Source organism: Deinococcus sp. AB2017081, assembly GCF_034440735.1.
GTDB classification, from domain to species: Bacteria; Deinococcota; Deinococci; order Deinococcales; family Deinococcaceae; genus Deinococcus; species Deinococcus rufus.
Genome location: NZ_CP140099.1, coordinates 78,540 through 102,178, shown reverse-complemented (window position 1 = coordinate 102,178; position 23,639 = coordinate 78,540). Strand labels below are relative to the sequence as shown.

The 23,639-nt window shown below is 67.4% G+C and carries 25 protein-coding genes; 9 read left to right on the top strand and 16 right to left on the bottom strand.

Annotated features, from left to right (window positions below; translation table 11 throughout):
* The first annotated feature begins 316 nt into the window (after positions 1 to 316).
* The 4 genes from U2P90_RS18775 to U2P90_RS18760 all read left to right on the top strand — a co-directional run bounded on the left by U2P90_RS18775 (position 317) and on the right by U2P90_RS18760 (position 5,942).
* Positions 317 to 1,186 carry a hypothetical protein gene (locus U2P90_RS18775; RefSeq protein WP_322474728.1) on the top strand — a complete coding sequence of 290 codons (870 nt, stop codon included), beginning with the start codon at positions 317 to 319 and terminating at the stop codon, positions 1,184 to 1,186.
* Positions 1,171 to 4,614: a DEAD/DEAH box helicase gene (locus U2P90_RS18770; RefSeq protein ID WP_322474882.1), complete on the top strand. Its 3,444-nt coding sequence runs from the start codon at positions 1,171 to 1,173 to the stop codon at positions 4,612 to 4,614. The genes U2P90_RS18775 and U2P90_RS18770 overlap by 16 nt, the downstream gene beginning before the upstream one ends.
* Positions 4,615 to 4,713: 99 nt before the next feature.
* Positions 4,714 to 5,202, top strand: coding sequence for a hypothetical protein (locus U2P90_RS18765; protein WP_322474881.1), 489 nt, complete (start codon positions 4,714 to 4,716; stop codon positions 5,200 to 5,202).
* Entirely contained in the window at positions 5,202 to 5,942 is a 741-nt protein-coding gene (locus U2P90_RS18760; protein WP_322474880.1) for a HEPN domain-containing protein, read from the top strand. The genes U2P90_RS18765 and U2P90_RS18760 overlap by 1 nt, the downstream gene beginning before the upstream one ends.
* Before the next feature lie 46 nt (positions 5,943 to 5,988).
* On the opposite strand, the gene U2P90_RS18755 is transcribed toward U2P90_RS18760, so the two are convergent.
* The 6 genes from U2P90_RS18755 to U2P90_RS18730 are packed head-to-tail and all read right to left on the bottom strand — an operon-like array spanning position 5,989 to position 10,629.
* Complete coding sequence (locus U2P90_RS18755) at positions 5,989 to 6,738, bottom strand: hypothetical protein (RefSeq protein WP_322474879.1); 750 nt, start codon at positions 6,736 to 6,738, stop codon at positions 5,989 to 5,991.
* Positions 6,735 to 7,157 (bottom strand): DUF6527 family protein, encoded by a 423-nt coding sequence (locus tag U2P90_RS18750; protein WP_322474878.1) that lies wholly within the window; start codon positions 7,155 to 7,157, stop codon positions 6,735 to 6,737. The genes U2P90_RS18755 and U2P90_RS18750 overlap by 4 nt, the downstream gene beginning before the upstream one ends.
* Positions 7,150 to 8,598, bottom strand: a complete 1,449-nt coding sequence (locus U2P90_RS18745; RefSeq protein WP_322474877.1) for a phosphotransferase — start codon at positions 8,596 to 8,598, stop codon at positions 7,150 to 7,152. The genes U2P90_RS18750 and U2P90_RS18745 overlap by 8 nt, the downstream gene beginning before the upstream one ends.
* Positions 8,595 to 9,965: a HesA/MoeB/ThiF family protein gene (locus U2P90_RS18740; protein ID WP_322474876.1), complete on the bottom strand. Its 1,371-nt coding sequence runs from the start codon at positions 9,963 to 9,965 to the stop codon at positions 8,595 to 8,597. The genes U2P90_RS18745 and U2P90_RS18740 overlap by 4 nt, the downstream gene beginning before the upstream one ends.
* Positions 9,965 to 10,366: an E2/UBC family protein gene (locus U2P90_RS18735; protein ID WP_322474875.1), complete on the bottom strand. Its 402-nt coding sequence runs from the start codon at positions 10,364 to 10,366 to the stop codon at positions 9,965 to 9,967. The genes U2P90_RS18740 and U2P90_RS18735 overlap by 1 nt, the downstream gene beginning before the upstream one ends.
* Positions 10,363 to 10,629: a multiubiquitin domain-containing protein gene (locus tag U2P90_RS18730; RefSeq protein ID WP_322474874.1), complete on the bottom strand. Its 267-nt coding sequence runs from the start codon at positions 10,627 to 10,629 to the stop codon at positions 10,363 to 10,365. Before U2P90_RS18730 ends, U2P90_RS18735 begins: the two co-directional genes overlap by 4 nt.
* Before the next feature lie 159 nt (positions 10,630 to 10,788).
* Here U2P90_RS18730 and U2P90_RS18725 point away from each other — a divergent pair, with 159 nt between their 5' ends.
* A complete protein-coding gene (locus U2P90_RS18725) occupies positions 10,789 to 11,994 on the top strand; it encodes a helix-turn-helix domain-containing protein (protein WP_322474873.1) in 1,206 nt (401 codons plus the stop codon).
* A 206-nt stretch (positions 11,995 to 12,200) separates the two neighbouring features.
* Here the strand turns inward: U2P90_RS18725 and U2P90_RS18720 are convergent, their stop codons facing one another.
* Both U2P90_RS18720 and U2P90_RS18715 read right to left on the bottom strand, forming a co-directional pair.
* Positions 12,201 to 13,418, bottom strand: a complete 1,218-nt coding sequence (locus U2P90_RS18720) for an MFS transporter (RefSeq protein WP_322474872.1) — start codon at positions 13,416 to 13,418, stop codon at positions 12,201 to 12,203.
* Positions 13,415 to 13,777, bottom strand: a complete 363-nt coding sequence (locus tag U2P90_RS18715; RefSeq protein WP_322474871.1) for an ArsR/SmtB family transcription factor — start codon at positions 13,775 to 13,777, stop codon at positions 13,415 to 13,417. The genes U2P90_RS18720 and U2P90_RS18715 overlap by 4 nt, the downstream gene beginning before the upstream one ends.
* A gap of 183 nt (positions 13,778 to 13,960) precedes the next feature.
* On the opposite strand from U2P90_RS18715, the gene U2P90_RS18710 reads away from it, so the two are divergent.
* Entirely contained in the window at positions 13,961 to 14,446 is a 486-nt protein-coding gene (locus U2P90_RS18710) for a TlpA family protein disulfide reductase (RefSeq protein WP_295814097.1), read from the top strand.
* A gap of 54 nt (positions 14,447 to 14,500) precedes the next feature.
* Here the strand turns inward: U2P90_RS18710 and U2P90_RS18705 are convergent, their stop codons facing one another.
* The 8 genes from U2P90_RS18705 to U2P90_RS18670 form a co-directional block, all read right to left on the bottom strand.
* Positions 14,501 to 14,911, bottom strand: coding sequence for a hypothetical protein (locus tag U2P90_RS18705; RefSeq protein WP_322474870.1), 411 nt, complete (start codon positions 14,909 to 14,911; stop codon positions 14,501 to 14,503).
* Positions 14,912 to 14,915: 4 nt separating this feature from the next.
* A complete protein-coding gene (locus U2P90_RS18700) occupies positions 14,916 to 15,278 on the bottom strand; it encodes an ArsR/SmtB family transcription factor (protein ID WP_295814103.1) in 363 nt (120 codons plus the stop codon).
* Between the two features lie 35 nt (positions 15,279 to 15,313).
* On the bottom strand, positions 15,314 to 15,949 hold the full coding sequence (locus tag U2P90_RS18695; RefSeq protein WP_295814106.1) for an SCO family protein: 636 nt from the start codon (positions 15,947 to 15,949) through the stop codon (positions 15,314 to 15,316).
* Positions 15,946 to 16,839 carry a cation diffusion facilitator family transporter gene (locus U2P90_RS18690; RefSeq protein WP_295814110.1) on the bottom strand — a complete coding sequence of 298 codons (894 nt, stop codon included), beginning with the start codon at positions 16,837 to 16,839 and terminating at the stop codon, positions 15,946 to 15,948. The genes U2P90_RS18695 and U2P90_RS18690 overlap by 4 nt, the downstream gene beginning before the upstream one ends.
* A complete protein-coding gene (locus U2P90_RS18685) occupies positions 16,832 to 17,365 on the bottom strand; it encodes a DUF305 domain-containing protein (RefSeq protein ID WP_322474869.1) in 534 nt (177 codons plus the stop codon). The genes U2P90_RS18690 and U2P90_RS18685 overlap by 8 nt, the downstream gene beginning before the upstream one ends.
* A 70-nt stretch (positions 17,366 to 17,435) precedes the next feature.
* On the bottom strand, positions 17,436 to 17,933 hold the full coding sequence (locus U2P90_RS18680; RefSeq protein ID WP_295814116.1) for a DUF3105 domain-containing protein: 498 nt from the start codon (positions 17,931 to 17,933) through the stop codon (positions 17,436 to 17,438).
* The gene (locus tag U2P90_RS18675) at positions 17,930 to 18,481 is read right to left on the bottom strand and encodes a signal peptidase II (RefSeq protein ID WP_295814119.1); all 552 of its coding nucleotides are present in this window, start codon (positions 18,479 to 18,481) and stop codon (positions 17,930 to 17,932) included. The genes U2P90_RS18680 and U2P90_RS18675 overlap by 4 nt, the downstream gene beginning before the upstream one ends.
* Positions 18,482 to 18,574: 93 nt before the next feature.
* Positions 18,575 to 19,186, bottom strand: coding sequence for a peptidoglycan DD-metalloendopeptidase family protein (locus U2P90_RS18670; protein WP_322474868.1), 612 nt, complete (start codon positions 19,184 to 19,186; stop codon positions 18,575 to 18,577).
* Positions 19,187 to 19,605: 419 nt separating this feature from the next.
* Here U2P90_RS18670 and U2P90_RS18665 point away from each other — a divergent pair, with 419 nt between their 5' ends.
* The 3 genes from U2P90_RS18665 to U2P90_RS18655 all read left to right on the top strand — a co-directional run bounded on the left by U2P90_RS18665 (position 19,606) and on the right by U2P90_RS18655 (position 23,605).
* On the top strand, positions 19,606 to 20,067 hold the full coding sequence (locus U2P90_RS18665; protein WP_295814122.1) for a hypothetical protein: 462 nt from the start codon (positions 19,606 to 19,608) through the stop codon (positions 20,065 to 20,067).
* 953 nt (positions 20,068 to 21,020) lie between these two features.
* On the top strand, positions 21,021 to 23,042 hold the full coding sequence (locus U2P90_RS18660) for a heme lyase CcmF/NrfE family subunit (protein ID WP_322474867.1): 2,022 nt from the start codon (positions 21,021 to 21,023) through the stop codon (positions 23,040 to 23,042).
* Positions 23,039 to 23,605: a TlpA family protein disulfide reductase gene (locus tag U2P90_RS18655; protein ID WP_380101736.1), complete on the top strand. Its 567-nt coding sequence runs from the start codon at positions 23,039 to 23,041 to the stop codon at positions 23,603 to 23,605. Before U2P90_RS18660 ends, U2P90_RS18655 begins: the two co-directional genes overlap by 4 nt.
* The last annotated feature ends 34 nt before the right edge of the window (positions 23,606 to 23,639 follow it).

Sequence of the window (23,639 nt, the reverse complement as noted above, 5' to 3'; positions counted from 1 at the left end):
CCGCCCGCCCCAGGAATTTGAGACCGTCGAGCATCCACATCAGGTGGGTATTGCCCCGCTGGCCTAATCCACGGGTGTCACTCCAGTACGTCGTCATGGGCCGCGACTGCGTCGGCCGATGGCGCAATCTGAGCCTGCCACGAGGAGCTTACGCTTGCGTTGTGCGGGTGAATTGCCGCGGCTTGACGCAGCTCCGCTGTTTGGGTGACGGAATTGGTGACCCGCTTCGGCGCCTCTTGCTCCGCCGCTCTGACGGCGTGCCGAATCTGTGCCGGCATGGTGGGCGCAATTGGCGTAGTTTGAACCATTCATGCCCGTGCGCCGCGCCTTTCACATCACGCCCCAGACCACCGGCCTCCCAGCGGTGAACTCCTGGAAGACCCTTACCCTCGACCCGGCCACCGTGCCGCGCCCCGTTCTGGCTGAGTCCATCGCCGAGCACATGATGCTGACGCTGTTCGGTGGTACCCCCGTCATTATCGACGCGTGGCGCGCCAAGCGGCTGCACGGCACCCCCCATCCGACCGCAGGCATCACGGCCCAACTGGAAGACATCCTTGGCCGCCCGATTGGGCTGCCGGCCGGGCCGCCCCGCGCCCTGAATCCCAACAGGGGCCGGTACGCCGGCTTGGAGAAACTCGACCACCTGGAGGGCTTCGTGGCCGAGCACCTCTGGCACCTCGCGACCCACCATCAGGTGCACAGTGCGCCCCACGTCCGTCTGCATGGGGTCAGCTTTCGCGTCACGGACAGCGGGGCCGACGGGTTCGTCATCTATGAGCCGGTTCCTGGGGCCTATACGTACCGCCTCTGGGAGATCAAGAAGAACTCTTCTGGCACCAACCCGCGCCCTACGGCCGTCAAGGCCTGTGATCAGCTGACCAACAACGCCACGTACTACCTGCAGGAGATTTCCAAGGTCGGTGAGCACGAGGCTGATATGAACGTGAAAGCGTTCTACTCGAACATCGTGTTCCACTGGCGAGGGGCCACCCCGGAGGCGAACGCGGGAGTCGCGCTGATCGTCGACCAGGGCGCGCCCGGCGCCAACCCCTTCGACATGCTCGGCACCTCAGCACTCACCGGTCTGGCCGGCGCGGATCGCCTGCATGGCCTCCAGATCGAGGTGCTCGAGGTACGACGCTTTGCCGAAGAGGTCAGGCAGGTGCTGTGGAACGGACTCTAAACCCTGAGTTGCTGCGCGAGCTGATCGGTTCCGGTGAGGGGGCCCTGCCCACCCCGGAGCGCCTGAGCGAGGTCATGGCTTACGGCGAGGTCGGGATGATCACCCGTGAGCGCCGTGACGAGGATCTCGAGCTGCTGGAGTTGGTCGGGTGGTACCTCTTCGGAACCGCCTCCTCCCGCCGGGCAGCGGAGTTCTACACGGTGCCCCTGCGGCGCCAGGCCTTTCAGGTGGCGGCCCACCTCCTCGACCTGGCCCTGCGCACCGCTCACGACGTCGATGACCTGCGCCGCGCGCAGTTGTGCTTTGCCATCCAGATCGCCTACCTGCGGGGCGACCTGCACCCGAACGCCATAGCCATCTACCGCAAGGCATATCCAGCGGACGTCTTTGGGCCTCTGCTGCTGGACGCTCCGCCCCTGGCGGCCCTGCATAGTGCGATCCAGCTGCTGGCGGGAAGGGTTCGGTCGGTCAAGGCCCGGCTCCTTGTGGTCGACCGTGAACTCGCGACCTTGCGCGAGCGGTGGGGCGTCGCCTCTCTGACGAACACCCTGCTGGGCAGCGCGGCTGAGGTGTGTTTCGGGGTGACCGAACTGCTCCTGTTTCAGGAGAGCGGATCACTAGCTGCGCTGGACAGGGCCCGGGCGCGGTTTCGCCTGGGGGCTGAGGACGCGTTCGGCGACCGGGTGTCGAAGTGGGCGGCCTCACACCTGCTGGATCTAAGCGACGATCTGGAGCGGGCCAGCCCCTGGACAGTGCTGCCCCCCAGCGTACCCGAGCAGGTGAAATTGGCTTTTACCCGTCAGGATCCGGCTGTCTTGACCCTCTGGCCACCGCAGGTGGAGTTCCTGGGCGGTCAGCAGAGCCGGCTGTTCGAGACGGACACCAGACGGGTCTTTCTGGCCTCGCCCACCAGCGCGGGCAAGACCCTGCTGGCGCAGATGCTGGTGGCGGCCCACCTGGGCGGCGGGGGGCGGGGGGCCTGCATCGTTGTGCCCACGCGCAGCCTGGGGGCCGAGGTCAGCCGGAGTCTGCGCCGACGTCTGCGGCACCTGGGCGTGACCGTCACCCAGTCCGAACTGCTCACCAACGACGAGCCGCTCGCGGCGCTGCCCACGGGCCGGGTGATCGTGATGACCCCGGAAAAGTTGAGTTTCCTCCTGCACCGTGATGCTCAGCAGGTGCTGGACGCCTTCGACCTGTTCGTGTTCGACGAGGTGCACAACATCGGCGGGAGTTCAAGGGGCTGGCTGCTGGAATCGCTGATCACTTTTCTGCACAGCGCCACGGCCCAGACCCACCACCGCCTCGTGCTGATGTCGGCCGCCATCGGCAACAAGATTCATTTCATCCACTGGCTTGAGCTGGATGGCCATGATCCCTACTCCAACCTGGACAGTGTGCACGAAGAGTGGCGCGGCCCCAGACGGATCACCGCGGTTTACCGGACACGGCCGGAGACGGCTTCCAGCGTCCGGCCAGTGCGTGGCCAGACCTCGGTGCGGCGTGCACAGGCCCTGCGCGGCTACCTGTCCTCCCCATTGTTCGGACGGATCAACCAAGATCTGGTGATCACCAAACCCGTCGGTACCCTCGTGCGGCGGTACCGAGATGCACGGTTTCTCGGTCAAGGCACGAGGGATGCCACGACCACTCCTGCGTACCTGACCGTCGTGCCGCTGGCCCGGGAGTTGACCGCCGCCGGGCTGGTGCTGGTGGTACTCCAGAACAAGAAGCTCGTGGAGAGCTTTGCGCTGGCCCTCGCAGAAACTCTTCCGGCCAAGGAGGCGTCCGGTCAGCTCGAGGCCGAGCTGGAAGAGGTCACCCGGTTCCTGGGCGCCGAGCATCCGCTCAGCCGCACCTTGCCCAGCGGCGTCGCCTTCCACCACGGCGACGTCCCTCTGGAACTGCGGGGCGTCATCGAGCAGGCCGCGCAGGAGGGTCGGCTGCGCTGCGTAGTCTGTACCAGCTCTCTGACCGAAGGGGTCAATCTTCCCGTGCACTCCGTGATCATCGTGCAGCGGCGAAACCACGAGGGCCAACGAGTCCTGACGCCCTCGCAGGTGCTGAACGCTCTGGGGCGTGCCGGGAGAGGCGCCATCGAGACCGAGGGGCTGCTGATCCTGGTCGCCCAGGGACAGGAACGAGACGACGACGTCTTGCAGGACGCGCAGCCTTCCCCGGATGAGCTCCGCACGACCTCCACGCTGGCCGATCAAGCCCTGATCGACGAGCTGGTCATGCTGGAACAGGCCATTCGTGAGCGCAGTGACGTCCTGTTCGAAACAGTCCTCGACCACGCCGAGGGCTTCGTCCAGTTCGTCTGGTTCCTGGCCGCCCAGCGCGGTGAGGGGTTCGGGGATGTCATGGACGTGCTGTCGAAGTCCCTGGCCGGCCAGCAGATGATTCACGCTGTGGTGGAGGGTGCTGGCCCCCTCATTCACTGGCCAGTGGTCTCTGCGGCCGTGCACGCGATTGTGGGTGTGTTCGAGACGACGTCCCCCGAAGACCGGCAGCGGTGGGCGCGGGCCAGCACCTCGCTGTCGACCAGCTACCGACTGGATCAGCTCGCGGAGGTGATCGAGGCAGACGCTGGCCTCGGGGCGCTGGAGGGGCCCGAACTGATCACCCGAATTGTGGAGATCACGCTGCCGCAGCTCCTGGAACTCAGCGAGCTACGCCGCTCGGTGCGCCCCGCCCGGATGGACTGGCCGCATGTGAAGCTGCTGGACGACTGGCTCCGGGGCCACAGTGCCCGCGAGATCAGCGAGGGGGTGGCTGGCATCACCCTGTCGGCGGCCGAACTGCAGAAATACATCTACGACGTGCTGGAATTCACGCTCCCGTGGCTGCTGAGTTCCCTGCTCGACCGCGTACAGTCCAGAGGCGAGGCCGTGTGGGCGGCGGTGCTGTATCTCCCGGATCTGGCCGCCCTCGTCCGCTACGGCATACCGACGACCACCATGCTGCTCCCGATACGGGAGGGGCGGCTCTCCCGCAGCCTGGCCCTCCGGCTCTGGAAGCACGTGGGCATCGACAGCGTGGAGGAGGACGTTCAGACATGGTTGAGAACACGCTCCGTTCCCCAGTGGAGAGCTGAACTGGCGCTGACACCTCTTGATGTTCAGGCGCTCCTGGAGTACGCCGAGCTGCCGCTGCAACCTGTCCCTGTCAACGACGGGCTGCAGGTTCATGTGAGCGTCGATGGGTTGCCCGGCGACGGCGCGGCAGTCCGTCCGGTCATTGCATCGTGGAAGGGGGTGCGGTGGCTGACGCTGGTCAGCGGAGAGGAAGGATCGCCCCCGGTGCCATTCCCCACCGCTTACACCCGACGTGCCCTTGAACTGCTGGACGAGGGGTACGCCCTGAGCCGCCACCCGTTGACCGACACCACCGTGGTCTTGACGGTGCCCTTGACCGGCGGGCATTGACAGTAAAAGTGGATCGGCAGCGGGGTGGCCTGCCCACGTCACCTCAGCCCTGAGCAGGCGTTTCCTGAGCATGACCCGCCCCATTCATTGGAGTTCAGCATGCATGCCGAGCGAGTCCAGGCTCTTTACATCAAACTTCACCAGCTGGGAAGCTCTGTCTCTGGCGGGCATGTCGGAGCCATTGAGCGGCGACATGTTTTCGAGTCTGAGCCGGAGTGGAAGCTCTACCGGGGGGTCGTTGACGCCTTGCAGCGCACTTCCCCATGGCGAGAGCGACTGACACGCACCGAAATCGAGAGCTACGTCAACGACCTGATCTCATTCCAGGCCAGCGGCCAGACCGCCGAGCAGTTCGCCGCGATGCTGGCCACCGTGGAGGAGGCCCTGGAGAGTCAGGGTGAGCGGCTGTTTGTGCTGCCCGTAACCGGCCTGTTCCTGTTCGGCGATCAGCTGCGGCTGGGCTCCGTGACCTTCCTGCAGATCACGCGAGACACGCTGGGAACGCTCACTGAGGAGTGCACGGCCAGGGTCATGCCGTCCCACCGTGCCGGCGCACGGCAGCTGCTCGGCGAGGAGTTGACCACCTGATGGACACCACGGTGGCGTTGCTCAGTGGCCCCCATCTCACCGCTCGGCTGCGTCAGGAAACCGTGCTCGAGGCGCGCACCGCGCTGCATGTCCTGAGGGCTGCAGTGGTCATGACGCACGAGAATCCCTGGGCTGTTCACCTGGCCGTGTCCGGGGACGAGCGCGGTGGCTGGCACCAGGGCATCGAAATCGCCCCGCTGGGCGTCGACCTGAGTGCCCGCCCACTTGATGGCGGATTGGGCGAGGACTTCACGGTGCTCAGCGAGCACCGTCGTGACCTCACCCGGTTTGGCCTGGACGCGGTGGCACACGCGCTTGACCGGCCGAGCGCCGAGAGAACGCCCTGGCAGGTGACCCTGCTGCGCGCCTATCACTGGATCGGCAACGCGCAGCTCCAGCCGGACGCCGACGCTGCGCTGCTGTGCCTGATCATCGCCCTCGAAACGCTGTTTGCCCCGGGGCCTCAGGGCATTACCGGCGTGATCGCCGACAGCGTGGCCTTGCTGACCAGGGAACGTCCCCAGGAGCGGGAAGAGCGGGCCAGAACCGTGACCCGCCTGTATGGCTTGCGGAGCCGCGTCGCCCATGGCAGCAGTCAGGCGCTGCAGTGGGACGACGTCCACCTGTTGAGGATCATTCTGCGGGACGTGATGATGGCACTCACTTCGCTCAGCAAGGAATGGACTGACCGAGCGGAACTAGACCAGCATGTCCGCGCCCTGAAATACTCGACGCCGTGAGGTGTCTCTCAGTCGACGGTGATCCTCTTGACCTGCATGCGTAGGGTCAGTCACCAGCGCGCATCTGGGTCTCCGCAACTCGGTCGATCGTCTCGGCTGGAGGCGTGAAGGTTTCTGGGGTCGCCATCGCCTCAGCTGGGTCATGCTCAGCAGGTAAGAACCGCTGGAACTGCGTCGCCCGCGCACGCGGGAGCCCAAGGGTCGCCAGGAGAAATGCCAGACCCAGCAGGATGCCCGTCAGAATGATCATCGGGAGCACGTCCACCGAGAGCACAACGGCGGCAAGACTGACCGCCATCAGCAGAACCGCGAACACCAGGCAAAGAACCGTGAGTCCCCTAACGAGGCCGAGCATGACTCGATCGAGTCGGTCGATGCCCTGCACCAATTGGCCGCCCCGGGTTCTCAGGAAGGGCAGGGCCTCCCGGAGCTCTTTCCAGGTAAAGCGAAGCGGCCCAGATTGATGAATAACCCACAGCTGCCGTCTCAGCGCAGCTTTGGCGTTGATGCCGGTCACGAGGAGGAACTGGAGCCGCTCGTCCTCGTCGCGCAGAAGGTCGCGGATTGCTGGCTCTGGGGCTCGCTCCAGCAGGTCATGAATCGTGGCCAGCTTCTGACGCAGCCGGTGCTCGCTGGGGGTCAGGAGGTTGGGTGGCCGTTCACCCGTCAGATACTGCCGCACAAGGGTGAGGAGGAAGAGCACCCCCAACAGTAGGGCCGCCCCCACCGTGACGAGGGGCGGGAGCTGACCCGAAACCAAACCCTGCACCGTCTTGAGCGCCGCCTCGAAGGTCAAGTCGAGCCCCGGCGCCGGCGCTGCCAGGCCTGCCACCAGCCCTTGAGTTCCGCGCGCAGCGTGGCCGGCCACGACCGCACGTCGATGTCCTCCTCGGTCACGCCGCACCAGTAGATCTCATTGCGCCACAGCACGAAGTGGGAGTCGCAGCCGCTGTCGCGCCACACACTGGGCATCAGCGTCAGCTGCTCGCCGTCCACGCGGTGTCGCCACGCGGATCCGGCTGCCGGATCAAGGTTGATCACCAGCACGTCACCACAGCCACACGGACATTGGAAGACGGCGGCGCGCACGGTGCCGCGCTCGACGAGGGCCACGTCGCCGGGGTGTGCCAGGACCTGCTCGCGGGCTTCGTGCTGGCGAGCCACCGTCACGATGCTGGCAAACCGCTCGCGCCTGCGCGGGATGGTGTCAGTCATACGCCGCCTCCACCCTGGCGAGCAGCGTGTAGGCAAGTTCGTATGCCAGAGCGCGCTCTTCAAGGGCTCCACTGTCTTCGTAAGAAGCGTAGCGAATGAGGTAGGCGGCCTGTGCCAGGGCCAGCACGGCCGCGTCGGGTTCGATGGTGCGGGCCCACTGCCGGATGGCCCGAATCACTTCCTGCAGCCTGGCCATCTCCGACGAGCCGTAGGCTGGCGGAAGATCATCAACGAAGTACAACGTCCGGATCTGGTCGTGAATTTCGGGAGGCCGAATGCCTTGCCCCTGGGGGAAGACGATGCTGACTTCCAAGCAGGCGAGGTCGGCGCAGGCAGGGGCGATGGCGCGAAAGCTGCCGAAGTCAATGATGAGGACTTCACTGCTGGTCGGAGCCAGAAACAGGTTGCCCGTGTGCAAGTCGCCATGTACCGGGCCCACACGATGTGGGCTGGGGGGAAGCGCACGCCACCGCCTGTCCAACGTTTCGATCGACCCCAGTTCGGGCACGTGCACAGCGGCCAGATCGGCGGCGGCCGCCAGTGCCGGTGACGTACGAAAAGCCTTCATATCCCGGAGCGACTGCGCGACGTTCGAGTGGCCAGCACGTGCTGCTTCCACGACATGCTTCAGCGTGGTGCCCAACAACGAGGCCAGTACCACCGCAGGGTTAGAACAAATCGCCGCATCGAATCCTTGAGCATTGTTGAAGAAGTCAAACACCATCAGTCCGTGCGTTGCCCCTTCGACGCCCCGATCGAGATGAACTCCCGGGCGGCATCGGCCAGGAATAAGGTTGGCGATGTGGCGCGCATTCGACCGTTCCATCGCGATCTTTTCCACGGACGCCACCTTGACCAACAGCGGCAGTGGCATGGGGTGACCGCCGCCATCATGCCAGTGCACTCGCCAGACCCACGCTCCGCTCTTCCCGCCCTGTACTGCATGCAGATGGAGAGCGCTGGCATCTTCGAAGGCACGCTGGAGGAGAACTGTTGTGTCCTCGTCTGGGACGTCTCCGCTGAGCTGAAGTCTCCGGTTGGCCCCCTTGCCTTCAGGAGGCCTCTGTGCCTCGTCAAGGAGATGGTCGTCGAATCCACCTATTCTGCGCACGCCCTTGACAACAGCGAGTGAATTCGTGGAATGCAGGTACGTCTCCAGCTCATCACAAGCGACCGGCCGATCGGGCACCAAGACGATTCGCAGGCCGTGATTGCGCGCTTGACCAACCAACGTGCCATACCGCAGGGAGGCGTCCGCAATTTCAGGGGCGACGGGAATGATCAACAGGCAGGCCGTCGGCGCGGCGTCGTTGAGTTCGCTGGCGGTGATGGCCCGTGGAACCAGGTTGAGGACGTGACGGTGGAGACCAACCGGCACAGCGTCTCCGAGCCACAGCACGTGCGTGCGGTTCACCCGGTCAGGGGGAAGACGCTCCATCATGTCGGCACCTCGGCCTGCACCCGGCCTGGCCGCACCCATGAGTCGGCGCGGCCGCGAGCGCCCTGCGGGCCACACACCGGACAGTAGGGCTGCGGCGTGACGTCAACAGGCTTCATCAGGCCGTGTTCGAATCGGACGCGCAGATGGCGGCCCGCGAGCGGCATCCCGGTCACGGCCGCCAGGAACATGTTCACGGCCAGGGCAGCGGTGACCGAGTTGAGACTGATCACCGCCGGCTGGGGTTCGGCCGCTCCGACGATGTAGGGGTCAGCGCGCCGGGCCTCCGGGGTGAGCAGATCCCGCCGCACCTCCTCCGGGAGCAGAACACCTGCACAGTTCAGGCAGGGCAGGCCAGGGACGAGCATCTGAACGCGGCCGGCCACCCGGTCGACCCGCCCCGCCTCGGCGTGGATGGCGACCCCCAGATCGATGCCCGGCAGGCGGTACTGGTAGGCCAGTTGCGTCAGCACCGCCCGGCTGCCGTGAGAGTCCGTGCAGCTGAAGAAGAATGTGCTGTCGAGCAAGCGGCGAGCGACCACGGCGTCGCAGACGTCCTCAATGTAGATCTCGATGTGCGCCTCAGGCTGGACGGCCAGGATCATGGCGCAGGCGATCTCGACCTTGGGTCGCCCGATGTCCTCTGCACGCGCCCCGACCACCCGGTTGAGGTTCGTCGCCTCCAGGATATCGGGATCGATCAGCAGATACTCCCGGACGCCGAGGTGCGCGAGTTGCTGGGCGACCAGGCTGCCCGTGCCCCCCAGACCGACGACGGCCACCCGCATCGCCGCGAGCACCTGCTGTCCGGCCTGGCCGAAGGCCCGCACCTGGCGATCGTGGCGCTCGTCGGTCAGTGTGGAAGCTGAGCTGAAGAAAGTGAGGTCAGAGCCGACCCCCGCCACCATCAGATCCATGTCCGAGCCGTCAGGCAGGAAGAGCCGGGCGTGAGCGCCGTGAGGGCCAAGGATCAGGCGGCCGTGGGGTACCGCTGGGATACGGCGCTCCAGGAAGGGCCGCAGCTCGGCCTCCCCAGCCAGATCCCTGGACGAGGGCGCCAGGCCCAGGCCGTCGGGGTGGGCGTGCGCCAGGATCACACTCAAGTGCTGAGCCCGCGCCTGGCTGACGGCGCGGGCGACGACCGCCGAGGGGAGGGTCAGCATCGTCTCCGTGCGCTCCGCGTACTCGTCGTCGGCCACCAAGATGACCTCCTGAACGATCAGCCGCCATGCCCCTGCCGGTGTGGGCACAGCGCGTGCCAGCACGAACGCCGCCGACTCCAGGGGAGCCGCCCGCTCAAAACCGGCACGCAGATCGGCCAGCATGGGTGCCTCGAAGGCCAGGGTATGCAGGGACACGGCGGCGGGCATCAGCGGCGTTCCTGGAAGCGGCGCTCGATGACGCGAGCGTAGGACAGCAGGGTGTCCCGGCCCGGCGTCCAGCTGTGGACGTGCCAGGAGAACCACAGGTGGGGTTCGGTGGACAGTCCGCCCGGATCGGGAAGTGGAGTCAGGTTGGTGTTGGCCGGCAACGCGCCGCCGCTCAGGCGCAGGGCCGGATCGGCCCAGAAGCAGTCCGGGTTGGCCAGGGGGTAGTTGACGGGCGCCGTGAAGTACACCGCCGTGACGGACTGGTTCCAGCCGTCCGGGAGGGCCACCTGGGGCAAGGTGATCAGGACGCTGCCGTCACCCAGACTGCGGGTCGAGGCTCCTGGAAACGCAGCGTCCAGGGCCACGCACTCGAGGTCGACAGGCGACGTGACGGCCGTCAAACGCCACCGCCGAAGGTGGCGGGCGGCACGGTGTAGAAGTGCTCGCGGCCGGGGAGGCTCAGGTCGACGGTCTCGTCGTCGTTGATCGCCTGATCGGCCGCCTGACCATGACCTTCAAGCATCAGTCCGTAAGTGGCGTTGACGCCCGCGACGAGTTTGATGTGCGCGCCAGTCACGTTGGCCTGCGGCAGTTCGAAAGGGTGGGTATCCACGAGAATTTTGAAGGTCTTCGGGCCGCCGTTGCGCTCAGTACCGTGTTCCATGGTCACCTCACGCGCAGTGCCCCGGCGGGGCGCTCACCTGCGCTTCGTTCAAAAATGCTACACTCTTGACATGGTTAAAAGCAAGACTGGAATACTATACTTGGTACAGTCTTTTAGATTGCATACAACATCTGGTACTTCTCGCGGAGTGTGGGGCGAATGGATCTCCGCGAACTGATTGCCGGACGGGTCACGGCAGCGCGGGAACACGCCGGGCTCAATCAGAGCGAGGCGGCCAAGGCCCTCGGCATCGACCGTGCCCGGCTGGCGGGCATGGAGCGGGGGGAGCGGCCGGTCGACGCGACGATGCTGCTGCAGCTCGCTCAGGTCTACCGCACTGCCATCGTGAACCTGCTGCCCGTGTCTGTCCCCAACGCAGCGACGGAGATTCGCTTCCGGGGAGTCGAGCAGGGAGCGTTGACGGCGGGCGAGGCGGCGGCCATCGAGGGCTTTCAACAGTTTTGCGAGCACTTCGCCCAGCTGCTGTCCAGCGCCGGAGCGGCCCGGCCGAAGGCGAATCTGCTCGACCTGGAGCCCGGCACCTCACGCACGCGGCGCTACGCGGTGGAGGCCGACGCCGACGAACTGCGGCACGCCTGGAACCTGGGCGGAGTCGCGCCCATCGGCAGCGAACTGTTCGACCATCTGGAGGATCACGGCGTCGCCGTGTACCGCCGCGCCGTATCGGCGTCCCAGCTCTCCGGAGCAAGCGTGAACCATCCCGGCCTTGGCCCGGTCGTCTTCGTTAACGCCTCCGACACGCCGCCGCGCCAGGTGTTCACAGCTGCGCATGAACTCGCCCACCTCCTCTACCACCTGCAGACCGATGTCGGCGGCCTGTTTGTGTCCCGCAAACTCGACACGACGGCCGATGAGCAACTGGCCAATGACTTCGCGTCGGCGTTTCTGATGCCGGCGGCCGGCATCAAGCTGTTCCTCTCCAAACGCGGCCCCCGCGACGAGCAGGTCGGAGTCGCGGACGTGATCGCCCTCCAGCGGCACTTCAAGGTCAGTTACGCGGCGATGCTCGTCCGGCTCCGGAAGCTGGGCATCCTGAGGGGAGCCCACTTTGAGGATCTGCGGGCGGTGCGCCCCGTGCGCGAGGCGGAGCAGCTGGGCTACGCCGTGCAGCGCTGGGAATGGGCGTATGCCCCCAAGCTCGAGCGCCCACAGGGATTGCCCGACCTCTTCGTCAATCTGGTGCTCACGGCCCACGCCGCACAGACCCTCTCACCGGCTCAGGCGGCCTCGTGCCTCGAAATGACGGTGAGCAGGTTCACCGAGCTTCTGCAGGAATTCAAACGTCAGGCCGATTCACCTTCCTTTGAAGATGAGTTGCAGGACGCCGAGATCAGCGTCGGCTGAGCCAAGGGCACCATGGGGCCGGCGAACTGGGCACACCTCCAGCCCAGGAGCGTGTCCTCCCACTGGGATTCACGGGCTCGAGCGTGAAACCCGGTGCCCTTCCCTGGCGACCCCGAACCGTCGCCCTTGAGCGCACCACTCGTGCTCGGCGGTTCACGGCACGATCCTCCTCTGGCATGGCCTTACGGGTGTCAGACTTCGCCCCGTCACGATGCCGGCACCATGTGGCCAATCCGGCGATGGGCCAGCCACACGCCTGAGAGCAGCGCCAGCGCGAGCGCACCACCAACCCCGAAGGCCTGATCCGGAAACCGGGTGCCCAGGAAGCCCGCCACCGGGTACGCCACCGCCCACCACAGGTGACTCCACGCGAAGTGCGCGCCGTACACCCGGCCCTGCGCAGCCTCTTCAGTGCGCTCGGCCAGCAGCGTCTCGGTGGGCAGGTTGACCCAGTTCTGGCCCATGCCCGCCAGCAGCCAGCAGGCCATCAGGCCGCCCAGCGGCACGAGGTTCCCGGGCAGGATCGCCAGACTGGTCACCAGCGCGCCCAGAGCGATGAAGCGGGTGAGCGGGACGCGCCGGCCTGCCGCGCCCACGGCCAGCGAGGCGGCGGCCGCACCCAGGCCATAGGCGGCCATCACCCAGCCGTACTGGGCTTCCCCCAGGCCCAGACCGCTCTCGATCCGTGAGATGGTCACGGTCAGGATCAGGGCACCGGTCAGAGCCGCCACCAGTTCCATCAGCAGCGCGAAGCGCACCGGGGGATCGCGCCACAGCCGGGCCGTGCCGTCGCGCAGATCCGCCCGGGTGCTGCGCTCCGGCGCGCCGCCCTCCTGCTTCGCCCGCAACGCCGGCAGGGTCAGGATCAGGAGGCCCGAGAGCAGGAAGCTCACGGCGTCCACGGCGAACAGTGAGCGCGTGCCAAGCCAGGCTGCGAGCAGCCCTGCCAGGCCCGGCCCCACGATGCCCAGCAGCTCGGTGGTCGCGCTCGACAGCGCGAACGCGGGCCGGGCCTCCTCGCGGCCCACGACCAGTGGGACGGTGGCCTGATTGGTGGGGGTGAAGAAGGCCGTGAGGGCGTTGAGCACGAACATCAGGATGTAGATCTGCCAGACCTGGGTGACGAAGAACATGACTCCCAGCACCGCCATCCGGCCGAAGTCGCAGAGCATCAGCACCATGCGGCGGTCGACCCGGTCGGCCAGGACGCCGGCCAGCGGGCTGAGCAGCACGAAAGCCGTGACCCGGATCGTCAGGGCGATGGCCAGTACGGCGGGCGCCTGCCCAGGGCCGGCGAGCTGAGCGGCGAGCAGCGCCAGGCCGACCCAGGTCAGCGCGTCGCCGATCTGGCTGATGGTCTGCGCCGCATACAGCCGGGCGAAGCGCGGGTTGCGCAGCGAGGCGAACAGTGCCAGGGCGTTCATCGACGCGCCCTGGAGGGCAGGTCAGCCGGATGGTCGGGCAGGCCGAGCCGCTCGTGTTGGGCGTGACTGAAGGCCTCGCGGGTCAGCGAGACGAGGTGAGCGTCGGTCAGCCGGTAGTACACACGGGTGGCCTCCCGGCGGGCCGTGACCAGCCGGGTCGTGCGGAGGAGGGCGAGGTGGCGACTGACGGTGCTCTGCGGCAGCTCAAGGGCCTCGACCAGCTGCGTCACACTCTGCTCCCCGCCACTCAACAGATTCACGACCCGCAATCGCACCGGTTCGGACAGCGCCGTGAAGACGGCGCACACCCGTGAGAGGTCGTCGGGGTGCGGCTGTGGCGCAAGGGCATGGTTGTGCATGGCTCACCCTATCATCCGTTTATTCGGATATCCGACATTAAGAATGGCTTCAGGCCGGAGCTCATCCTGTCGTCGGGAACGAGGGGGCGACAGGGTGTTGACGCGTCCTCACAGCTCACGAGTAGGCTGCGCTCAATGACCACTGCCCATTCATCAAGATGGCCTGACCCCAGCCGGCTGCCCATGAGGCGCCTCCTGATGGGGCTGGCCCTGAGCGTGGTGACTGTGGGCTGGCCCGCACAGGCGGGCGGCCCCCCATTCAGGCCCATGGCGCCGGAATTTCGCATCACCGATCTGAGCGGGGCGGCGGTGAGTCTCGCCGCGCTGCGGGGCCAGGCGGTCATCGTGCTCTTCGGAGACGTGAGCTGCGCCGCGTGCGTGGAGAACGACCGCCTGCTGCGGGGCTATCAGTTCGAGTACGTGAGTCACGGGCTGGTGGTGGTTAGCCTGCACGAGCGGGCCAGCCTGGAGGCCGTGCGCCGTTACGACGCCGGGTTCACCTTCAGTCTGCTGACCGGCCCTGATCCCGGTCAGGCCGTCGCCCGCCGGTTTCAGGTGCGGACGTTGCCGACCACGGTCTTTATCGACCGGGACGGGGTCATCCGGAATGTCCGCCAGGGGCAGCTCACGGAAGATCAGTTGCTGCGCAGCCTCCAGCGCATCTTCTGAGCGTTGGTTCACGCCTGGAAGTGAGCTGGCTGCCACGTTCTCCACGACTGCACCTTACGGGCCGCTGACGGTGATGAGCGTGTCGTCGCCGTCCCGCACCGCGGTGTAGTGCAGTTCCGCCGGCACGGTGCTGCCCAGGAACGCCGAGTAGTGATCGGCGCCGCGCAACTCGTCCTCGATCAGCACGTAGCCGGCGGATCTCAACAGATCGGCGACCGCGCGGGGCTGCCAGCCGGCCACACGGTACTGCTCGACCCGGCTCTGACCGGCCCTTACCTCCCGGCGGTAACTCTGACTCGGGGGACAGCGCGGCTCGAAGGCCGGCGGCAACGGGGCCAGCCCATTCCAGAGCGTGCCCGGCGCGGAGATGCAGTACAGCGGAGATCTCCAGCGCCCTTCCTGCACCCAGACCAACGTGAGGCCGGCAATCAGCGCGGCCCCGAGCAGGGCCAGCGCCCCAACCACTCGCCTACTCGCGGGCGTGTTCCAGCGCATTGTCGATCAGGGTGGTGACGTGGTGGTCGAGCAGGCGGTAGTACGCGACCCGCCCCTCCTTGCGGAAGGTCACCACCCGGCCGGTACGCAACAACCGGAGCTGATGGCTGACCGCACTCTCGCTGATGCCCACCGCCGCCGAGAGATCGCAGACACACATTTCCCCCGTGTTCAGCGCGCTCAGGAGTCTCAGGCGGGTGGGATCGCCGACCAGTTTCAGGAAGGCACTCGCCTGCTCGACACACCCGGCGTCCGGAAGGGCCTGCCGAGCCTTCTGGACGGCTTCCGGGTGGACGCAGCGCACCTCGCAGATGTCCCCTTGAGAACTGCTTATCATCCGATCAGTGTACGGGGGAGATGGAAGGGTCATGGTCAGCGCAGTACCGTCTGCACGTCAGCCGCGATGCGGGCCGTATTGGTCAGCTGCGAGATGTCCCAGACCACCCGCTGCTTCCCCTGTGGGTCGATGAGATACACCCCGGTAGTGTGGTTGACCTGATATGCCTGCAGCCCGGTGACGTCGGTATACTCGTAGGCCACGCCCCAGGCTGCGGCGGTCTTCCGGAGCTGCGGTTCGGGGATGATCAGCCCCCGGGCCGAGGGGCTGAAGAAGCGGACGTACCCGCGCAGCTTCGGCACCGTGTCCCGCGCCGGATCGACCGACACCAGCAGGGTCTGGAAACGGTCACGCTGTCCAGGCGGCAATGCCTGACGCACCCGTTCGAGGGACGCGAGCGTCGTGGGGCAGATGGCGGGGCACTGCAGAAAGCCGAAGAAGACCGCCACTGCGCTGCCCTTCAGAGCACCCAGGGCCAGGGGTCGGCCGTCCTCCCCGGTGCCCGAGAGTGTGGGCGCCACGCGGCCTGCCGGGTAGGCGGTGCCATAAAACTCCTGCGGAGTGTTCAGGCGGGCAAACAGGAGCGTCGCCACCAGCCCCCCCACGCCCACCAGAACCAGCAGCAGCGACCGGGGCCAGGAGCGGGGGGCCGGATGGGGCAAGTCAGTCACGGATGCAGGGCCCCGCTGTGGTCGCCCGCGTGGGCGTCCGGCCCCTCGAACTGTACCGTGCTGTGCTCGATGCCGTGCCGCTCAGCGACTGAGTTGACCTGTGCCAGTAGGTCGGGCGGCGGCTGGGAGACCACCAGGTGGGCAGTCAGCGAATGTACCCCGCTGGTCACGCTCCAGACGTGCAGGTCGTGAACCTCGGAGACCCCCCTCAGGCTCGCGAGATCTGCCCGCAGGACGTCCAGATCGACGCCGTCCGGGACACCCTGCATCAGCACGTTCACGCTGGCCTTGAGCAATGTCCAGGTGCGCGGCAGCACCCACAGGCCGATCAAGGCCCCCAGCAGCGGATCGATCCAGGTCTGCCCCGTGAAGCGGATGAGCAGCGCCCCGGCGATCACCGCCACCGAGCCCAGCAGGTCGCCCATGACCTCCAGATAGGCCGACTTCACGTTCAGGCTGGACTCGCTGCCCCCGACCAGCAGGCGGGCGCTGACGAGATTTACGATCAATCCCAGCGCCGCCACGATCAGCATCGGCGTGGTCTGCACCTCGACCGGCTCCTGAAAGCGCCGGTACGCCTCAACCAAGATGTAGATCCCGATCGCGAACAGCACCCCGGCGTTCACCGCTGCCGCCAGGATCTCGGCGCGGCGGTAGCCGAAGGTACGCTGTCGGTCGGCCGCGCGCTGCCCGATGCGGATGGCAAAGAGTGAGAGGGCCAGCGCCAGGGCGTCGGTGAGCATGTGCCCGGCGTCCGAAAGCAGCGCCAGGCTGCCGGAGAGGAAGCCGTAAATGACCTCGACGATCAGGAAGGTACCGGTCAGCGCCAGCGCCACGCTCAGCTGCCGGGTGCTGGCGCCTGCTCCGTGGCTGTGGGCGTGCTCACTCATGGGGCATGCCGTCCATCTCGGGCACAGCGGGGGCCTGCTTCGCCATTCGGGCGGCCAGCAGGGCGTCGATGGCCTGGATTTCAGCGTTCTGAGCACTCACGACCCGCCGGGCGAAGGCCTGGACTTCCGGCCGCTTCACCGTCTTCAGGGCCGACCTCGCCATGGCCACGCCCCCCTGGTGATGCCGACGCATCAGGGTCAGGTAGCGCGTCTGGGCGGTGCCGACCGGCAGTTCCTGGAGTTGCGCCACGTCCGAAGCCGACGCCAGCCCCATCTGCGCGGGGGACATGCCGGCCATCGGGGCGTCCCGACCGTTCAGGGGCCGCCCCCAGGCCATCAGCCAGCCGCCCATCTGCCCAATCTGCGCCTGCTGGGTGAGCAGGATGTCCTGTGCGAGCAGCCTCACGGCCGGGTCAGCCGCGCGTTTGAGCAGGATGACGCTCATGTCCACCGCCTGTGCGTGGTGGGCACTCATGTCGCGGGCGAAACTCACCTCCGGGCTGGCCTCGCCCGGTGACCGGGGCACCGCGGCCCAGAGCGCTCCCAGAGCGGCCACTGTCCCCAGTCCTGCACCCGCCCAGGTCAACCCCGCCATATCACACGGTACCCTGGTACGCGCCGCTGCACGACGCCCCGATCTCCGGGGCCTCGCCGCCCTGTTCGTACGCCTGCAAGAAAGCCCTGATCGTCTTGTCACTCACGCTCTGCAATTCCAGCTGCTTGTTCCAGGCGGTCAGCACGAGGGGTGCGCTCTGGGACTCATGAGGCGAGAGCAGGGTATACGTGCGCCCGTTCACCAGGGTCTTGAGCGCCTGGATCTGCTCGGGCGGGGTGCCCACCTTGTAGGTGATCCACACAGCCCCGTGCTCCATGCTGTGCACGGCGTATTCGTCGTACAGGGCGCGGTCGTAGACTCCGCAATTCTGCCACGCGCCGTTGTGGGCGCCGCCAGCCGGGGGCGTCTGCTCGTAGGCCACGCGGCCGGCCTGGTGGGCGCCGCCCTCGAACTTGAAGCTCTTGACGTCCTTGAGCTCACTGCCGCTGGAACACGACGCGAGCACGGCAGACAGGGCGATCAGGGCAAGCTGTTTCATGAGGTCTCCTTGGTGGGGTGGCCGGGCAGAGGGTCGGCGGGCAGCGCCGATCGGGGGGAGCGCCGTGCTGACCAACCGCTCTGCACCAGCAGCCAGAGCACCCCGCCGCTGACGAACACATCGGCGAGGTTGAAAATCGGGAAGGGCCGGCCGCTGAGCACCCCGCTCAGCCGGTCGAGGAGCGGCGAGGTGAGGTAGTCCACGACGGCGCCCCGGGTCAGGCCGTCCACCGCGTTGCCCAGGGCGCCTGCCGCGATCAGCGCGAGCGGCCCCTGGAGGCCCCGGGGCACCCGGCCGAGCAGCAGCCCAGCCAGGATGCCCGCCCCCACCAGCAGCCGCAGTCCGGCCAGTGGCAGGGTCAGCCCGCCCAGCAACCCCCAGGCCATGCCGGTGTTCAGGGTGTAGCCCAGGGCCAGCACCCCGGGGACGAGCGGCTGCGGAGCGAGGCCCGGCAGCGTGCGCACCGCCCAGGCCTTGAGCATCAGGTCGAGCAGCAGCAGCCCCAGCAGCAGGAGGGCTGCCCGGTGGTGGCGGGCGAGAAGTGACACCCCGACAGTCTATATGCATAACTGCTCAGATGTCACAGGACAGATGCCATCACAGAGCCTAACTTTGGCCTGGCGGGACACGGCAGGCGGCAGTCAGAAGATGCTATAGGGGTTGACCTGCACGCCGGCCTGATACACCCGGAAGTCCACATGTGGCCCGGTGCTGTTGCCGGTACTGCCCACCCGCGCGATGACCTGCCCGACACGAACCTGTTGTCCCGGACGCACCAGATTGGCACTGTTGTGGCTGTACCGCGTGGACGTGCCGTTGCCGTGGTCGACGACGACGGTCCACCCCCAGCCATATCGGGCATCGAAGCGCGATTCCCGTACCGTGCCGGACAGCGCCGCGCGGATTGGGGTGCCGGCCGGTGCCGCCAGATCCAGGCCAGTGTGGAGGGCGCTCGCGGGGGTGGTTAGCCGCCCCTGCACCGGCAGGGTGGCCTGCACCCGGATGGAGGCTGGGCGCACCACGGCCGTTCCCCGGCGGCGCGTTGCGGTGCGGCTGGGCGCTGCCTCAGGCAGCTGGAGGGTCTGCCCTGGACGCAGACGGTCAGGCTGGAGTTCGGGATTGGCCTGGACGAGCGCCGTGACGGTCGTGCCGTGGCGCACAGCCAGCCGCGTCAGAGTGTCCCCACGTTCGACCTGGATGGTCGCGGCGTTGGCCAGACACAGAAGGGCGGCTGAGAGCGCGATAGGCAACATGAAGCTTCGCATAAGACGGCGTTACCGTATCAACCGGTGCTTCCTATGTCATGAGTTGATCTGCGAGCCCACAGAGCACCTGGTCTCTGACTGACAGGCGGGGGGAGCACCGGAAGGTGACCTTCCCTCAACTTAACTCAAGTGCACACGAGCCTCGGCTTTGTCAACAGAATTCAGAGTGGCTCCATTCGAGCGGAGGTGAGGAATGAAATGTACGGATTGATGAACCGGAGGAGCACACTGATCGCCTACCGGCGGTGGGTGGGGCTCGGTTCCGCCGGGGTGACCAATGAGGGGCGATTGACCAGAGGCAGCCGCGAGGCCCATGCACGGCGCAGGGCGTGGCACCAGGCAGGCCCCTGCCTGACGCGCCGGGAGTCCACCGCTGCGGGGGGCACCACCCTGCTCCGCCTCTGTCCGTGACTGCGCCCCCCTCTTCATTCACTGATGCCCGGCTGCCTCTGGCGGCGGGTCTGTCCATGCTGGCGGCCGCCCTGCACGGGGGGGTGACCGGCGCACACTTCACGGAGTGGTTCGGGTACGGCCTGTTCTTTCTGGTGACCACGGCCGCGCAGTTCGTCTGGGGCGGCTTCCTGCTGCTCCGGTTTTTCGAGACCAGGGCGGCCCAGAGTGATCCCTTCCCCCGCGTGGGGAGCAGCTCATTGGAGGTGCCGTACTACTGGGCTGGTATTGCCGGGAATCTTCTGATTGCGAGCCTCTATGTCGTCACCCGGACGGTGGGCGTCCCCTGGTTCGGCCCGGAGGCGGGTGAAATCGAGGCGTGGGACGCATTCGGCATCGTCACCACCACCCTGGAGGGAGTGCTGGTGGCGCTTCTGGTCGTGATCATCAGGGCGCGGCATGCCGTCTCGGCACTCTGAGGCTGAACAGGAGTCCAGCAGGGTCAGGTGGGCGAACCTCCTGCAGTCAGAAGGCGGGACGCTGCCCATCTGCGGGGCCATCGAACATCTCGTCGCCGACGACACTGACCAGGGTGATCCACACGTCCACGCGCCTGGGTTTCTCTGCTGGCGGGTCGCCCCACACGGCGCGTGCCCTCCACCGCGGGTGCTGGCCGGCACGAGGTACCCCGACACCGCCGTTTGAAGGCGCGGCGGCGCGTGACCCCTGGCCTGTTTCGCAGGAACGGCGATGGCTCTCACCCACTGATCAGGCGGCTGGGGTACAGGAGAGGCGCGGGGCAGGCGTCAGTTCACTGGCTCTTCGAGCACCGCCGTGTATGGCCACATCCTGCACCCAGGACGCCTGCCCCGATCTCTGCTCCCCGTCTGCTCTACACTCAATGCATGAACATCTTTTCAGATGTGGAACCGACTGCTGTGAGTCGGGCACGTCTACCGTCTGTGAAGGGTGGACACGACGAGGGGCCAGTACCGCCCCTCCGTTGGGGGAAGGTGGACGGAATCGGATTGGATATGGTCATGAAAACTGGACGGGCGCACGAACAGGTGCGGGGCGCCTCAGGCATCAGCCCCGCCCGACGGGCACGTCCGGACGACACCACGCCGCCTGTGCCGGGCGTCCGCCCAGCCCCGCCTCCAGATTGTCGGCGCCACCGAGGTGGAGGGGAGTTCACCGACCACCCTGGGCACAGCGGCATTGCCGGGTTTCACAGATCCACAGCTGAGCACCGTGCCCAGCCGATTGAGCAGGCCACCCCCCCGGTACGTCCGCTCACCGTCCCGTGGCCCGGGTGGCGCCGTGGCGAGATGACATCCAGGACGCTGACGTCATGCGGCGGGCGGCCCCACCCCGGCCACGTCCGATCCAGGGTGCGGGGCAGCCAGACCTCCGCATTCTCTGGAGGTGACCCATGCTGAACCTGATCTCCCTGACCTCCAGCCCCCTGGGCGCCCTGGGGCAGCTCAGCCTGCTCGCGGCGCTGGCCTTCACGCTGGCCGGGCTGGGCCTGGCGGTCATCGGCGGCTGGAGAGCGGACGCGCGGGTCACCGAGGCGGCTCGCCGGGCGACCTGGGCGGTCTTCGCGCTGGTGTCGCTGGCCACGCTGATCCTGATGGTGGCGCTGCTGCGTGACGACTTCTCGGTGCGCTACGTGGCCGAGCACTCCATGCGCGCCTCACCCACCTGGGTCAAGATCACCAGCCTGTGGGGGGCGCTCGCGGGCAGCGTGCTGCTGTGGACGTGGCTGCTGGCCGGCTACACCTTCATCCTCAGCCTGACCCTGCGCAAGGACGCGCTGCGGCCCTGGGTGCTGGGCACCATGTTCGTCAGCCTGCTGTTCTTCGTGGGCGTGTGCGCCGGGGTCGCCAGTCCCTTCACGCCCGTGAGCCAGTTACCCGCCGATGGCCAGGGGCCCAACCCCCTACTGCAGAACCACTGGATGATGGCGGTGCATCCGGTGTTGCTGTACCTGGGCTTCGTGGGTCTGAGCGTCCCTTTTGCCTACGCGGTCGCCGCGCTGGTCACGGGCCGCCTGAGCGACCACTGGGTCGCCGTGACCCGCCGCTGGACGCTGGTGGCCTGGACGTTCCTGACCGCCGCCATCGTGGCTGGCGGCTGGTGGAGCTACGAGACGCTGGGCTGGGGCGGCTACTGGGCCTGGGATCCGGTCGAGAATGCCAGCCTTATCCCCTGGCTCATCACCACGGCTTTTTTACACAGCGTGCAGATCCAGGAGCGGCGCGGCCTGATGCGTTCCTGGAACGTCTGGCTGATCGTGCTGGCCTACTCCAGCACCGTGCTGGGCACCTTCCTGAACCGCAGCGGCATCGTGCAGAGCGTGCACGCCTTCGCGGGCGGGCCCATCGGCCCGGTCTTCCTGGGCTTCCTGGCGCTGCTGCTGGTATCCGGCATCGCTCTGGCCGCGTGGCGGGCACCACGCCTGCGCGACGACGCCGACCTGGCCGAACCCGTCAGCCGCGAGGGCGCCTTCCTGGCCGGCAACTGGATCTTCCTGGTGTTCGCCTTCATGGTGCTGCTGGGCACCCTCTTCCCGACCTTTGTCGAAGCCTGGCAGGGCCGGCGCGACGCCTCGGTCGGCCCTGCCTTCTACAACGCCTTCGCCATTCCGCTGGGCCTGGGCCTGCTGCTCCTGATGGGCGTGGGGCCGCTGCTGCCCTGGCGCCGGGTGAGCGGAGCGCGTCTCGGGCGCACCCTGTGGCCCCTGGGCCTGGCCAGTCTCGGGGCCGCGCTGGTGGCGCTGGCTCTCGGCGTGCGCGCGTGGGGCGTACTGGGCACGGTGGCGCTGGCAGCGTACAACGTTGCCGGGCTGACGTTGCTGACGCGGCGCACCCAGCGGGAACGTGTAGCGGCCGGGCGCGCCGGCGGCCTGGGCGCCCTGCTGCGGGAGCAGCCACGCCGTCAGGGCGCCCATCTGGCCCACCTCGGGCTGGTCGTGATGGCGCTGGGCCTGGCCTTCAGCGGGGCGTATCGGCAGGACGCCCAGATCACGCTCACCGTGGCCGGGCCGCCGGTGCGGCTCCTCAACGAGACCCTGAGTCTACAGGCCATCCAGCGCCGCGCCCGGCCCAACGGGCAGTCGACGGTGGCGCAGGTGCTGATCGACGGCCGGCCCTTCGAGGCCCGCATGAACACCTACCTGCAGAGCGGTTCCACCGCCTTTCCGGCCCCGGCGGTGCGCTACGGCCTGCTGGGCGACACCTACCTGCTGATGACGGCCGCCGACCCTGCTGGGCGGTGGGCGAGCGTGCGTCTGATCGAGAGCCCGCTGGTCTCGTGGATCTGGTGGGGCACCCTGATCATCTGTCTGGGCGCGGTCGCCACGCTGATGCCACCCCGGAGGGTAAACCGTGTGGCGGCCGCCACCCCTCAGGTCGGGCCGCCCCGTCTCGCAGGGCGCCGGAGGGAGGCATGATGCCCGAGGCGTTCCCGGCTCCTGTGCCCCTGTGGCGGCGACTGCTGCCGCCGCTGCTCGCGGCGACGCTGACAGCGGTGTTCGCGGCGACGCTGCTCAGTCCCACCCGGAATGCCACCACCGGGGGGCCGCTCATCGGGAAGACGGCTCCCCCTTTCACGCTGCGAGACCTGGACGGGAGCACGGTTCGCCTCGACCGCCTCCAAACCCGGCCGGTGGTCATCAATTTCTGGGCATCGTGGTGTACGCCGTGTCGTCAGGAGGCTCCGCTGTTCCGGGAACTGAGCGATCAGCGGGTCGCGCCCGGGGGCCTGGCCATGATCGGCATCCTGTTTCAGGAAACGAGCGACTCCAACGCCCGGGACTTCCTGAGCGAGTTCGCCCTGACCTATCCGACCCTGCGCGATCCAGGCGCGCGTACGGCCATCGACTACGGCGTCTCCGGCATTCCCGAGACCGTCTTCATCGACCGTCAGGGGGTGGTGCAGTATCTCGACCGGGGCGCGCTGACCCGTGAGCGGTTGAACGCGGGTCTCAGGAGCATCGGGGTCGCCGGCCTGTGATGTGGCGTCCCGAACCGGGACGCCACATCACAGG

What these genes read in the sequence shown, in the direction of transcription:
- U2P90_RS18765 (WP_322474881.1), top strand. Translation starts at nt 4,714, where the DNA reads ATGCATGCCGAGCGAGTCCAGGCTCTTTACATCAAACTTCACCAGCTG.
- U2P90_RS18760 (WP_322474880.1), top strand. Translation starts at nt 5,202, where the DNA reads ATGGACACCACGGTGGCGTTGCTCAGTGGCCCCCATCTCACCGCTCGG.
- U2P90_RS18750 (WP_322474878.1), bottom strand. Translation starts at nt 7,157, where the DNA reads ATGACTGACACCATCCCGCGCAGGCGCGAGCGGTTTGCCAGCATCGTG.
- U2P90_RS18745 (WP_322474877.1), bottom strand. Translation starts at nt 8,598, where the DNA reads ATGATGGAGCGTCTTCCCCCTGACCGGGTGAACCGCACGCACGTGCTG.
- U2P90_RS18740 (WP_322474876.1), bottom strand. Translation starts at nt 9,965, where the DNA reads ATGCCCGCCGCCGTGTCCCTGCATACCCTGGCCTTCGAGGCACCCATG.
- U2P90_RS18730 (WP_322474874.1), bottom strand. Translation starts at nt 10,629, where the DNA reads ATGGAACACGGTACTGAGCGCAACGGCGGCCCGAAGACCTTCAAAATT.
- U2P90_RS18725 (WP_322474873.1), top strand. Translation starts at nt 10,789, where the DNA reads ATGGATCTCCGCGAACTGATTGCCGGACGGGTCACGGCAGCGCGGGAA.
- U2P90_RS18720 (WP_322474872.1), bottom strand. Translation starts at nt 13,418, where the DNA reads ATGAACGCCCTGGCACTGTTCGCCTCGCTGCGCAACCCGCGCTTCGCC.
- U2P90_RS18715 (WP_322474871.1), bottom strand. Translation starts at nt 13,777, where the DNA reads ATGCACAACCATGCCCTTGCGCCACAGCCGCACCCCGACGACCTCTCA.
- U2P90_RS18710 (WP_295814097.1), top strand. Translation starts at nt 13,961, where the DNA reads ATGAGGCGCCTCCTGATGGGGCTGGCCCTGAGCGTGGTGACTGTGGGC.
- U2P90_RS18700 (WP_295814103.1), bottom strand. Translation starts at nt 15,278, where the DNA reads ATGATAAGCAGTTCTCAAGGGGACATCTGCGAGGTGCGCTGCGTCCAC.
- U2P90_RS18690 (WP_295814110.1), bottom strand. Translation starts at nt 16,839, where the DNA reads ATGAGTGAGCACGCCCACAGCCACGGAGCAGGCGCCAGCACCCGGCAG.
- U2P90_RS18680 (WP_295814116.1), bottom strand. Translation starts at nt 17,933, where the DNA reads ATGAAACAGCTTGCCCTGATCGCCCTGTCTGCCGTGCTCGCGTCGTGT.
- U2P90_RS18670 (WP_322474868.1), bottom strand. Translation starts at nt 19,186, where the DNA reads ATGTTGCCTATCGCGCTCTCAGCCGCCCTTCTGTGTCTGGCCAACGCC.
- U2P90_RS18660 (WP_322474867.1), top strand. Translation starts at nt 21,021, where the DNA reads ATGCTGAACCTGATCTCCCTGACCTCCAGCCCCCTGGGCGCCCTGGGG.
- U2P90_RS18655 (WP_380101736.1), top strand. Translation starts at nt 23,039, where the DNA reads ATGATGCCCGAGGCGTTCCCGGCTCCTGTGCCCCTGTGGCGGCGACTG.